Annotated in this window: 8 protein-coding genes; 2 read left to right on the top strand and 6 right to left on the bottom strand. The window is 62.3% G+C overall.

Going from position 1 to position 12,587, the window contains the following annotated elements; translation table 11 throughout:
- Positions 1-32 precede the first annotated feature (32 nt).
- Positions 33-611: a hypothetical protein gene (locus IGS60_RS00230; RefSeq protein ID WP_230501703.1), complete on the bottom strand. Its 579-nt coding sequence runs from the start codon at positions 609-611 to the stop codon at positions 33-35.
- Positions 612-760: 149 nt separating this feature from the next.
- On the opposite strand from IGS60_RS00230, the gene IGS60_RS00225 reads away from it, so the two are divergent.
- Entirely contained in the window at positions 761-2,449 is a 1,689-nt protein-coding gene (locus IGS60_RS00225) for a M14 family zinc carboxypeptidase (protein WP_230501701.1), read from the top strand.
- Between the two features lie 90 nt (positions 2,450-2,539).
- Positions 2,540-4,690 (top strand): FUSC family membrane protein, encoded by a 2,151-nt coding sequence (locus IGS60_RS00220; RefSeq protein ID WP_230501699.1) that lies wholly within the window; start codon positions 2,540-2,542, stop codon positions 4,688-4,690.
- Between the two features lie 11 nt (positions 4,691-4,701).
- Here the strand turns inward: IGS60_RS00220 and IGS60_RS00215 are convergent, their stop codons facing one another.
- From IGS60_RS00215 to IGS60_RS00195, 5 genes are all read right to left on the bottom strand, one after another.
- Entirely contained in the window at positions 4,702-6,651 is a 1,950-nt protein-coding gene (locus tag IGS60_RS00215) for a S9 family peptidase (protein ID WP_230501697.1), read from the bottom strand.
- 67 nt (positions 6,652-6,718) lie between these two features.
- Complete coding sequence (locus IGS60_RS00210) at positions 6,719-8,191, bottom strand: amino acid permease (RefSeq protein ID WP_230501695.1); 1,473 nt, start codon at positions 8,189-8,191, stop codon at positions 6,719-6,721.
- Between the two features lie 449 nt (positions 8,192-8,640).
- Positions 8,641-10,071 (bottom strand): amino acid permease, encoded by a 1,431-nt coding sequence (locus tag IGS60_RS00205; RefSeq protein ID WP_070220650.1) that lies wholly within the window; start codon positions 10,069-10,071, stop codon positions 8,641-8,643.
- A 129-nt stretch (positions 10,072-10,200) separates the two neighbouring features.
- A complete protein-coding gene (locus tag IGS60_RS00200) occupies positions 10,201-10,659 on the bottom strand; it encodes a RidA family protein (protein ID WP_058048365.1) in 459 nt (152 codons plus the stop codon).
- 254 nt (positions 10,660-10,913) lie between these two features.
- Complete coding sequence (locus IGS60_RS00195) at positions 10,914-12,497, bottom strand: ABC-F family ATP-binding cassette domain-containing protein (protein ID WP_230501693.1); 1,584 nt, start codon at positions 12,495-12,497, stop codon at positions 10,914-10,916.
- Between the last annotated feature and the right edge of the window lie 90 nt (positions 12,498-12,587).

Genomic DNA, 12,587 nt, shown 5'->3' with positions numbered 1-12,587 from the left:
TGAGCCACTCCTGCGGGAGTGGCTTTTTTTGCCTAACGTTTTACTTTGCTAAAGCGGTAAGGCACGGCTTGCTCCTCGCCAAACACGTGCGTGCTGCCGCTTCCCAGCGGCAACATGACCCTCCGGCCATCGTGCAGCAGCAAGGCCAGGTCGGCGCCGGGAAAGCGCTGCGCCAGCAGCGGATAGGCTGGCCGGGCGATGCGCGTGGCGGGAATCACGATGCGGTAATCGCCGTTGCCAAAGTCCAGCAGCAGCGCGGCCACCTCATCCGGCCCCGGCAGCGCCGTGATGCGCAGGCGCGTGCTGCCCTTGACGAGCTCGAAAGCCGACCATACGGGCAAGGCACGCTGCGTCGCGCCGACCCGCAACTGCGGCCCCTGGCCCGCCTCCGCCGACGTCAGCAAGACGTCAGGCATCTGCTCCGACGCCGCATCATCGACGGCCAGCAGCCAGCCCCGGTAGCGTATCAGCGCGCCCTGCGCGGCGGCGGTCACGGAGCCGCCCTGCGCCACCGCTTCCTTGCTCGCCGGCAAGCGCAACGGCGCCGCCTGTGCCGCCAGGCAAGCCCACCACACCAGCGCTGCCATCGCTGCCATCACTGCCTTGCCCATGCCGCCTCCCTTGCGCGTGAAACGTATTCATAACACAAGTTCGGCCCGGCCCATCTGCCGCGCCTCAAGGCGCCGACGCCGGTGCTACAATTGGCCCCTAGCGGGCGTACTTACCCAGCGCGCCTTCCCCCTCCCAGACTCAGACCGCTATGCCACCAGACTTGCGCACGACCTACGAACTCGGTAACCACAACCAGACCACGACCTGGCTGGAATGCATCACCTTCTATCAAGATCTCGCCGCACGCTACCCGCAGGTGCTGCACTTCGAACAGATCGGCCTGTCCGATTCGGGCGTGCCCATCCATGCTGGCGTCATCAGCGCGGACGGCGTATTCGACCGCGAACAAATCAAGCGCGCGGGCCGCACCGTGTTCTTCAACAATAACGGCATCCACCCGGGCGAACCGGAAGGCATCGACGCCTGCATGGCCATCGTGCGCGACCTGTGCACGCAGCCGGAACGCCTGGCGGCGCTGGGCAGCACCGTGCTGCTGTTCATTCCGATCTACAACGTCGATGGCAGCCTGAACCGCGCCAACACGTCGCGCGTAAACCAGGATGGCCCGGAGCAATTCGGTTTCCGCGGCAATAGCCGCCACCTGGACTTGAACCGCGATTTCATCAAGTGCGACAGTCTGAACGCGCAAGTGTTCAACCGCCTGCTGGCCAGCTGGGACCCGGACGTGATGGTCGACACCCACACGTCGAACGGCGCCGACTACCCGTACACGATGACCCTGATCCACACGCAGACGGATAAGCTGGGCAATGGCCTCGGACCCTTCCTGCAAGACACCATGCTGCCGCACATCTTTGCGCAGATGGAACAGGCGGGCTGGCCCACCTGCCCGTACGTCAATCCCGTCAAGGACAGCCCCGACCACGGCATTGCCGAATTCCTCGAAGTACCCCGTTTCTCGACGGGCTTTGCGGCCTTGCATCACGTCATTGGTTTCATGCCGGAAACGCACATGCTGAAACCGTTTGCCGACCGCTACGCATCCATGCGCGCCCTGCTCGACATCTGCATGGCGTTCACGGTCAAACACGGCGAACAGATCAAGCAACTGCGCGCGCAAGCCAAGGCAGCGGGCCGCACGCAAGCCGCATGGCCCATCCACTGGGCCATGAATGAAGAGCAACCGTCGACCTTCCCCTTCAAGGGCTATGCAGCGCAATACACGCCGAGTCTGCTGGGCAACTACCAGCGCCTGTCGTACGACCGCTCGCAGCCGTGGGAGCGCGACATCGCCTACTACAACCGCTTCGATGCGGACGTCACCGTGGCCGCGCCGAAAGCCTATATCGTGCCGCAAGCGTGGCGCGAAGTCATCGAACGGCTGCGCTGGAACGGCGTCGAAATGAGCCGAATCACCACCGAACAGACGGTAACGGCGCGCTACTACCACATCACCGACGTCGGCACGCGGGCCACGGCCTACGAAGGCCACATGTTCCACGACACAGTGGAACTGGAAGCGCGCACGGGCCAGTTCACCGTGCAGGCGGGCGACTATGTGATCAGCCTGGAGCAGGACAACGCCCGCTACGCCGTGGAAACGCTGGAACCGCAGGCACACGACAGCTTCTTCCGCTGGGGCTTCTTCAACAGCGTGCTGGAGAAGAAAGAAGCGTTTTCCGATTACGTGTTCGAAGACATGGCGTCGGAACTGCTGCGCGATGAGCCTGCGCTGGCCGCTAAATTTGCCGAGTGGAAGGCAGCGAATCCGGCCTTGCTGAGCAATCAGGAAGCCGTGCTCGACTTCATTTTTGAACACTGCCAGCGCTTTGCCGAGCCTGAATGGCGGCGCTATCCTGTCATTGCCCTGATGTAAATCAAGGCTGTAGCGAATGCAACATCCTGGCGCCGCATCGGAGACCCCGGTGCGGCGCCTCTTTCTGTGCCCTGCCCACAAGGTAATCCCATGCACTACGCACTGAACCTGCGCACCTTTATCTACAGCCATTATTTTTACCTGGGCTTGCGCGTGGCCATCGGCCTGGTCGGCCTGACCTTGCTGACCCTGGAAATCAGCGACAGCGCCACCGCCATGACAGTGTGCATCGGCGCCCTGTGCACGACCCTGATGGACATGCCCAGCCCCCTGCGCCACAAGTTCAACGAAATGCTGGCCTCGGTGCTGCTGTGCAGCGCCGTCACTTTATTGATCAGCCTGTGCGGTCCCGTGCAGTGGCTGCTGATGACGGTGCTCGTGGTGGTCAGCTTTCTTGCCAGCATGATGGTGGTGTACGGCAAGAAATCCATGCCCTTGCAACTGGCCGCCCTGTTCATCATGACCATGTCGATGGAGCATCAGATGACGTGGCAGCAATCGTTTCACCATGCGGGCCTGTTCATGCTGGGCGGCTTGATCTATCTGGCCTATGCCATGGCCATCGCCTGGGTCTTGCGCCACCGCATCAAGCAGCAAGTACTGGCCGAAGCCCTGTTCGAATTAGCCGCCTACATCGACATCAAGGCCGATTTCTACGACACGCGTTTCAATTTGACGGAACAGTTCAACAAGCTGGTGCGCCATCAAAGCATTCTGGCCGACCGCCAGCAGGCGTCGCGCGACCTGATTCTGCGCAGCCACAAGAACAGCAAGGACGCCATCGTCGTACAGGTGCACGTGTGCATGCTCGATTTGTATGAACTGATCCTCTCCACGCACACGGATTACGCGCTGCTGCGCCAGCACCTGGCCGACTCCGACGTCTTGAAATCCTTGCATGACCTGGCCTACAAGGCGGCGCGCGACATCGAAGCCGTGGCGTATGCCGTCACGCGCAAGCGCGCCTCGTATGCGCAGATCAGCTACGACAGGGAATGGGCCGAGATCGAAGCGGAAATCGCTCGCCTGCATGCAAAAGGCGACGGTGCGCAGGAAGCGCTGGCCACCCTGCGCGCGCAGCGCAACAAGATCCGCGCCATTTTGAAAATGATCGCCGAGCTGCATCTGGCCACGCAAAAAGTCTATGCCGACGTGCCATTCTGGAGCGGTGCGGACATGGCGCCGTTTTTGTCGCAGCAGAAATACGAACTGAAGACCCTGCTGGCTAACTTGCGCCTGGATTCGCCCGTGTTCCGCTTCGCCCTGCGCGTGTCGATGGCCATCTCCGTGGGATTACTGATCGGCCACTGGCTGCCGTATGCGGCGCACAGCTACTGGATCGTCTTGACCATCGTCATCATCCTGCGCCCCACCTTCAGCATGACGCGCCAGCGCCGCGCCGACCGCATCATCGGCACCATCATCGGCTGCATCATCACGGCCATCGTGATCCGCTTCGTGCACAGCAATATTGTGCTGATGGCCATTTTATTCCTCTCCATCGTGGCCACGCCCACCTTCATCTATCTGCGTTACCGCTACACGGCGATTGCCGTGAGCCTGATGATCTTGCTGCAAATGCACCTGGTGGCGCCCAGCAACCCGAACCTCGTCAGCGAGCGCCTGATCGACACCCTGATCGGCGCGGCGGTGGCCACCGTCTTCAGCTTCGTGCTGGCCAATTGGGAATACCAGAGCCTGCCGCGCCTCGTGCGCCAGGTACTGAATGTGAACCTCAGCTATATGCAAGCCAGCTTCGCGCTGCTGCAGGGAAAATGCTTCGATGATTTCGCCTACCGCATCGAACGCAAGCGCTTGATGGACAGCCTGGCCGCGCTCAGCTCGGCGCTGGTGCGCATGCTCGATGAACCGGCCAGCAAGCAGCGGGCCGTGGAAGACATCAACCTGTTCATCGTGCAAAACTACTTATTGGTGGCCCACGTGGCGGCCCTGCGCTCTATCCTCGGGCGCCACGCCAGCCAGCTGCCCGTCACGCCCGTCAACGCCCTACTCGGCCATAGCCACACGCAAGTGTGTTTGACCCTGTCGCGCGCGCTGGAGCAGCTCGATGACAAGGCCGCCATCAGCGCGCCGCTGGCCGCCCCTGCCGCACCGCCCGTCAGCGACGTGGCCTGGTCGGGCTGGCCGCTGGTGCAGCGCCGTATTCGCCTGTTGCAGGCGGATGCGGACAAGATCGTGGTGCATAGCGCGGCGATCGTGCATATTGTGGCCCCGCGCTAAGCCTGCGCGACTTACTTCAAGTACCGCTCAAACCAGCCGATGGTGCGCTGCTGCAAATCGCGCTGGTGCTCGGGCTTGCGGAAGGAATGGCCTTCGCCGTCGTAGATGAACAGGCTGGACGGCACGCCCATGGCGCGCAAGCCGTGCCAGAATTCCAGCGACTGGGCGGCCGGCGTTTCCACGTCGCGCTCGCCCACGTAAATCAAGGTCGGCGTCTTCGCCGCCTTGATCGATTCGATGGGCGAAGCCTTGCGGTAGACGGCCGGGTTGTCATAGGCGGAGGCGCCGAAGAACGGGATCATCCACTGGTTGATGCCGTTCTGGCCGTAATAACTGATCCAGTTCGATACGCCCGCCCCCGCCACGGCCGCCTTGAAGCGATCGCTGTGCGTGACGCCCCACATGGTCATGAAGCCGCCATACGAGTGGCCGATCAGGCCCAGGCGATGGCCGTCGACGGGCGCCACTTTTTGCACGGCATCGATGCCGGTGAGAATGTCGCGCCAGTCGCCGCCGCCAAAGTCCGCCATGTTGGCGCGTGTAAAAGCCTGGCCCTGGCCAAAGCTGCCGCGCGGATTGGGCAGGAAGACGAAATAGCCTTTTTGCGTCAATTCGTGGATCAGGGTGTTCGCCGCCACGTAACGGGGCGAGGCGGCCGCGCCGGGCCCGCCATGCACGTTGACGATCATCGGGTAGCGCTTGCCTGCGTCCGTCTTCAACGGCCCCAGCAGCCAGCCCTGCACCTTGTATTGCTCGTTGTTCCAGCCCACGTTCTGCACCGTCAACTGCGGCGCAAAGCCGTCATTGTCGCGCGTGATCTTTTTCAGCTGGCCCACTGGCCCCGCCACCAGGTAGCCGGCGTGCGTAAAGTCTTCCTGCGCGGCGGCTGCCTGCAAACCATCGGCGCTGAACGACAGACGGCCATCGCTGCCGCCGCTGCTCAGTTCACCGAGCAGCACGGGCTGGGCGGGACCCGTTTGCGCATCGACAGGCACCAGCGCCAGCTGCGCATCGATCAGGGCCGTCGCCAGCAAGCCGGCGCCGCGCCAGACGACGCCATTGAAGGTGCCGCGGTAATCGGGCGTGAGATTGCGCGGCGTGCCGCCTGCCAGCGGCACGGTATAAATATCGCCGCCGATGGAGCCGAAATCGCTCATCAGGCCGCCGATGAAGGCCACCGTCTTGCCGTCCGGCGAGACCGACGGCAGGTTCAGCTGCATGGCCGGCGACGCGATCACGCGCAGGGCTCCCGTGTCCCCGTCAATATGGCTGAGTTTGGCAACCCACCAGTTGCTGTCGCCATTGCCCTGCGCGCTGGTGGCAACAAAGCCGCGGCCATCAGGCGTCCAGTTGTATTCATACACATAGGTGTCGGCGGGTGACAGCAGGCGCGGTTCGCCGCCGCTGGCCGGCACGATGGCGATGCGCTGGGCATCATCTTCGCTGCCCACCTCGCCCACCTGCCGCGCGCCCGCCTCCACGGCGCCGGCCAGCTTGCGCGCGCCCACCGTGGCCAGCAGCGCCAGCTGCTTGCCGTCCGGCGACCAGCGCGCCGTGCTGGCCACACCTTTGATACTCGTCAACACGCGCGCCTGTGCCTGCGTCATCGTGGCCAGGTACAGCTGCGCCGTGCCCGCCTTGGCGTCGTAGCCGACAAAGGCCAGTTGCCTGCCATCGGGCGACCAGCTGGGCTTGTCATAGGAACACACGGCGCACGGGTCGAATTGCTGCACGATGGCGCCGTTGGCGGCGTCGCGCACGACGATGGCCGCGTTCGGACGCTGCGGCTGTTCACCCACCTTGCTCGACTCGATGGCGGCAATGCGCTGGCCATTGGCCGACAGGGCCACGGCGCGGTAATCGCGCAATGCCGGCCCGCTGGCAGGCGCGGCTTGCGCCATGGTTCCCAGAAAGCTGCTTGCCAGCAAGCCGCAGGCGGCCAGATCAGTTATTTTCATCATGTAAATTCCGGTTAGAAATAAAAAAAACCGCCGGCAAGCGCGGCGGTTTTGGATGGAACAAGCTGCATCAGCGGGCCTTCTTGCCCAGGTGCGAATGGCGCATGCTGTACAAGAAGTAAATGGCCACCGTCACCGTCATCCACACGCTGAACACGACAAACGTGGTATGCGGCAAATCGCGCATGATGTACAGGCAAGCCAGTACGCTCAGGCCGGGAATCACGTACGGCCCGAACGGCACGCTGAAGCCTTCGATGCGGTTCGCGCCCTGCTTGTGGCGCAGCACGGGCACGGCGATCGAGACCACCATGAAGGCCGTCAGGGTACCGATGCTGACCATGTCCCACAGGTAAGTCGCATCGACGGAACCGGCCACCAGAGCCACCACCAGGCAGACGATGATGGTATTGCTGACCGGTACCAGGGTGCGCGGGTGGATCTTCTGGAACGATTTCGGGATCAGACCGTCGCGGCTGACGGCAAACAGGATGCGCGTCTGGCCGTAGATCGTCACCAGGGTTACGCTGAAGACGGAAATGACGGCACCGGCCGACAGCACCAGCGCGGGCCAGGTCTTGCCCGTCACGTTTTGCAGGATCACCGCCAGGCCCGCTTCCTGGCCTTCGAACAATTTCGCCTGTTGCGCACCGAGGGCGGCCACGGCGACCAGCAAATAAAACACGGTAACGATCAGCAAGCCATACAGGATGCCGCGCGGCACATTGCGCTTGGGATCTTTCACTTCATCGCCCGCCGTCGCTACCGTATCGAGGCCGATGAAAGAGAAGAAGACGGTGCCGGCAGCAGCGGTGACGCCCGTCATGCCGGCAAAGCCCTTGCTATTGTCGGTATTAAAGAACGGTACGAAGTTGTCGGCATTGAAACCGGAAAAGGCAATGGCGATGAAGAATACGAGGATGGACAGCTTGATGATGACCATGATGGCGTTCATCAGCGCCGATTCCTTGGCGCCGCGCAGCAGCAAAAAGCCGCACATGCAGATCAAAAAGATGGGCGGCAGGTTGATGTGGCCAGAGTGAAACTCCATGCCATGCGGGCCGGAAACGATCATCGGCGTGCGCAGCATCTCGGGAATATGCCAGCCAAACGCGTTTTCCAGGAAGTTATTCAGGTAGGACGACCAGCCGATGGCCACGGCACTGCCCGCCAAGCCGTATTCGAGCAGCAGACAGGCGGCCATGATGAAGGCAAGAAACTCACCCACGGTGGCGTAGGCAAACGAATACGAGGAGCCGGAGGCGGGGATGCGGAACGACAATTCCGCATAGCACAAGGCCGTCAAGCCAGCCGTGATGGCGGCGATCAGGAAAGACAGGACGACCGAGGGGCCCGCCTTGGGCACGGCTTCGACCATGGTAAAGAAGATGCCCGTGCCGATGGTGGCGCCGACGCCGATCATGGTGAGGGAAAACAGGCCGATGGAGCGGCTCAAGCCGCTGCTGCTGAGGCCTTCACCATATTCGACCGTGGTATCGATCGGCTTGGTGCGGCAGAGTTTCTGGACCAGGGTTTGGCTCACTAGACTTCCTTTATGAGGCATACGTATTTTCGTACGACGGGTAAAAACAAATAGCGCTCCGGCCTTGAGTAACCCCCAATAAATTCTTGTGTTTTCTAGCTTCCATAAGTGGCGCGCTGCTGCGTTACCCATCGCTAGCAGTGCTCGCACTGCGTCGCGCCGGGCGCCTTGCATCACATCCACTTCTGTTTGCTATAAATTCACAATAATTTCCTGGCGATTACTTACCTGGCAAAAAACCGGAAAGATCGCGTCCATTTTCAAAACTAAGCGATTATAGGGCTTTCACCGGCTCAGCTAAACAGAACTTTGATGTAAGGAAACAACGCCAGGCGTGCGCCGCGAAACGCGCATGGACGCTAGCGGGGCCTGGGATTGTCAATATGAAATAAAAAGCGCGCCGCTGCGGGGGCAGGGGCGCGCTTCTGGCTCAGCTCAACGACGCTGGCTTACTTCTTGATGTGTGGCGCATCGGCCGCTGGCCAACCCGCTTCGTAGCCTTGCGGCACGTCATCGCGCTTGTCCTTGGGCGCCAGGCCCAGCGCGTAGTACAGCACCGTCAGCAGGATCAGCCAGGCCGGTCCCACCATCAGGGCGATGCGCGTATCGGGGAAATACGCCATCAGGCCGATCACCAGCGCCAGGAACGCGAGCGAAATCCAGGAACCATACGGCGCGAACGGCATGCGGAAGGCCAGGTTCTTGATTTCCAGCGGCGTCAAGGTCTTGCGGAACTGGATCTGCGTGACCAGGATCACGCCCCAGGTCCAGACGGCGCCGAAGGTGGAGATCGAAGTGACCCAAATAAACACTTTTTCCGGCACCATGTAGTTCAACAGCACGCCCAGCAACAGCGCCACGACGGACACGAGGATGGCGCGGCGCGGCACGCCGCTGGCCGTCGTTTCCGCAAACGCCTTCGGGGCCTGGCCTTGCAGCGCCAGGTTGTACAGCATGCGGCCCGTGCTGAAGATACCGCCATTGCACGACGACAAGGCTGCCGTCAGCACGACGAAGTTGATGATGCCGGCGGCCGTTTTGATGCCCAGGCGTTCGAACGTCATGACGAAGGGACTGCCGGTGGTGCCGATTTCATTCCATGGGTAGATCGACAGGATGACGAACAGCGCGCCGACATAGAAAATCAGGATGCGCCAGAACACGGAATTGATGGCGTCGGGAATCGATTTCTTCGGGTTCGCCGCTTCGCCGGCCGTCAGGCCGATCATTTCCACGCCCAGGTAGGCAAACATCACCATCTGCAAGGACATCAGCACGCCTTGCGCGCCATTCGGGAAGAAGCCGCCATGCGTCCACAGGTTCGAGATGCCGATGGCCACGCCGCCGTTGCCGAGACCGAAGACGATCATGCCCGTGCCGCCGACAATCATCAGGATGATGGTGACGACCTTGATCAGGGCGAACCAGAATTCGAACTCGCCGTAGGCTTTCACGGCCAGCAGGTTGATGGCGCCCATGGAACCGAGGGCCGCCAGGGCCCAGATCCAGCGCGGCACGTCGGGGAACCAGATGCCCATGTAAATGGCGACGGCGGTAATTTCCGCCACACACGTGACCAGCCACAGGAACCAGTAGTTCCAGCCCGTCAGATAGCCTTGCAGGGGGCCCAGGTAATCCTGGGCATAGCGGCTGAAGGAACCGGCAACCGGGTTGTGCACGGCCATTTCGCCCAGCGCGCGCATGATCATGAAGATGACCGCGCCACCGATGATGTACGACAGCATGATGCCGGGACCGGCCATCTTGATGGCGTTGCCGGAACCCAAAAACAGGCCCACGCCAATCGCGGCGCCCAGCGCCATCAGGCGGATTTGCCGCTCGCCCAGGCCGCGGTGCAAGCCTTGTTCACTCGTTTTCATTACGTGTCTCCGTTTTTTTCTTGAATACACCGATCCCTCCACCCCAATGGCGGTTCCGCTCTTGCTGGAAAGGAGGAAAGGGCTAGCCGGCGGCAATCGCCGGCATGCTCATGTGTTCAGGCTACTGCGTCAGGCCAGTTCGGCGATCAGCTCGATCTCGACGCAAGCACCCAGCGGGATTTGCGCCACGCCAAAGGCGGAGCGGGCGTGCTTGCCGCTATCGCCGAAGACTTCGACGAACAGTTCCGAGGCGCCATTGGTCACCAGGTGCTGTTCCGTGAATTCGGAGGTGGAATTGACCAGGCTCATGACCTTGACGATGCGCTTGACCTTGTTCAAGTCGCCGCCGCATGCATCTTGCAGGGTGGCGATCAGTTCGATGGCGATGCCGCGCGCAGCGATCTTGCCTTCTTCCGTGGTGACGTCCTTGCCCAGTTGGCCAACCCAGACCTTGCCATCCTTCTTGGCCAGGTGGCCGGACAGGAAGACGGTGTTGCCCGTGCGGGCATGCATCACGTAGGCGGCAGCTGGGGCGGCGACGACTGGCAATTCAATGTTGAGGGCTTTGATTTTTTCGTAAAACGACATGCTATTTCTCCAAGAAAACAATATAAGCGAAACCAAAATTCATGCACGGCAGGGCACGCAGGATGACGCCCTGGCAGCGCGGTAGTGACCGACAACAGTGCCAGATTAAACGTCATCATATTGGTGAACCAGCAGTTTTAGTTCACAAATAGGCCCGGTTATTCAGTGGATTATACCGACAATCAAACAAAATTCAGCATCGGTTCATGAAGCATGCTCTACAGGCATCGAGCGTGACTTTTTTCATTAAATTGTCACTTGTGCAATGTCAAGCCCTCGGGGTCAAGATTTATTGCCTCCAAAAATGCCTGGTCGTGCGAAACCACAAGTAACGCCCCTTGGTATTGCAGCAGCATCTGCTCCAGCGCCTGCAGGCTGGCCAGGTCCAGATGATTGTCCGGTTCGTCGAGCAGCAGCAGTTGCGGCGGCGCCTGCGCATACAGCTCGGCCGCCAGCGCCACCTTCATGCGCTCGCCGCCGCTGAGCAAACGGCTGGGCATGGTGGCGCGCGCGCCGGCAATGCCCAGCAGCGCCAGCCGCGTGCGCAGCTCGCCTTCCGGCAAGATACTGTTGCGTGCCTGCAAGCGTTGCACGGCGCTGCACTCGCCGTCTTGCAGCCCAGCATGCTGGTCCAGCCAGGCCACCTGCGCATGGCAGCGCGGCTCGCCGCTGGCGGGCGCCAGTTGTCCGGCGATCACGCGCAGCAGGGTCGACTTGCCGCTGCCATTGTCGCCCGTCACGGCCAGGCGGCGCGGCCCGCTCAAGACCAGGTTCACAGGCTGCGCCTGGCCATGCGGCAAGACCAGCTCGCGCAGCTCCAGGATCAGCTTGCCGTTCGGCACGGCGCTCTCGGGCGCCAGCAGCAGCCGTTCGGCCTCGGGCGCACAGCGGGCGCTGGCATCCATCAGGCGCTGCTGGCGCGCCTGCTGCGCCTCTTGCGCTCGCACGCGCAGCTTGCCCTGGCTATCCTGGCTTTTCTCCTTTTTCGCGTCGAGCAGCAGCTTGCTCTGGTTGCCTTCGCGCCCTTCCCTCTCGCCGCGTCCGACTCGGCGCTGCTGGCGCTCGGCGTGCTGTTGCGCTTCACGCTGTTCGCGTCGGGCACCAGCCTTTTCCGCCTGCAGGGCCGCAGCAAAACCGGCCTGTTCCAGCGCGCGCTGCTGCGCATACAGCGCGTAATTGCCGCCATAGCTGCGCAAGCCCTGCGGCGACAGCTCGGCGATTGCATCGACGTGCTCGAGCAAGCCGCGGTCATGGCTGATCAGCAGCAAGCCGCCCGGCCAGCGCGCCATCTGCGCCACCAGGCGGGCGCGTTGATGTGCGTCAAGGTGGTTGCTCGGTTCATCGAGCACCAGCCAGTCCGCCTGCGACAGCCAGGCGCCCTGCAGCGCGATGCGCTGGCGCTCGCCGCCGCTCAGGGTACTCGTTGGCGTATCGGCATCGACATGGCGCAAATCGAGCGCATCGAGCGCCTGGCGCAATCGGGCCTGGGCATCCCAGCGTTCGCCCACCAGGGCATAGTCGGCTTCGTCGACGCTGCCGGCGGCGATGCGCGCCAGCGCGGCCAGCAAGTCGTCCATGCCGGCCAGCGCCGCCACCGTGCGATAGCGGTCCGGATCGAGCTCCTGCGCCACGTAATGCACACTGCCGTCACAACGCACGGCGCCAGAAGACGGCTGCGTCCGGCCTGCCAGCAGGCGCGCGAGCACGCTCTTGCCCACGCCGTTATCGCCGACGAGGCCGATACGTTGCGGGGCAAAAGAAAATTGCAGATCGGAAAACAGAGCGCGGCCATCGGGCAGCACAAAGGAAAGACGGTCGAGTTGTAGTAATGCGGGCATGGATACTCCTTGAGCAAGGCTGGCGAACCCGCGCGGCGCAATGGCGCGCTGGCGGGATGGGCGAGGCCGTGCACAGCACGGCAGTATCAA

This window comes from Janthinobacterium sp. FW305-128 (assembly GCF_020858135.1).
Lineage (GTDB): Bacteria > Pseudomonadota > Gammaproteobacteria > Burkholderiales > Burkholderiaceae_D > Janthinobacterium.
Note: the sequence above shows the minus strand (reverse complement) of the source record. Positions and strands in the feature narration are given on the sequence as shown.

Bases quoted from the DNA above. Each gene is read 5' to 3' on its own strand.
- IGS60_RS00230 (WP_230501703.1), bottom strand. From the start codon at position 611: ATGGGCAAGGCAGTGATGGCAGCGATGGCAGCGCTGGTGTGGTGGGCT.
- IGS60_RS00225 (WP_230501701.1), top strand. From the start codon at position 761: ATGCCACCAGACTTGCGCACGACCTACGAACTCGGTAACCACAACCAG.
- IGS60_RS00220 (WP_230501699.1), top strand. From the start codon at position 2,540: ATGCACTACGCACTGAACCTGCGCACCTTTATCTACAGCCATTATTTT.
- IGS60_RS00215 (WP_230501697.1), bottom strand. From the start codon at position 6,651: ATGATGAAAATAACTGATCTGGCCGCCTGCGGCTTGCTGGCAAGCAGC.
- IGS60_RS00205 (WP_070220650.1), bottom strand. From the start codon at position 10,071: ATGAAAACGAGTGAACAAGGCTTGCACCGCGGCCTGGGCGAGCGGCAA.
- IGS60_RS00200 (WP_058048365.1), bottom strand. From the start codon at position 10,659: ATGTCGTTTTACGAAAAAATCAAAGCCCTCAACATTGAATTGCCAGTC.
- IGS60_RS00195 (WP_230501693.1), bottom strand. From the start codon at position 12,497: ATGCCCGCATTACTACAACTCGACCGTCTTTCCTTTGTGCTGCCCGAT.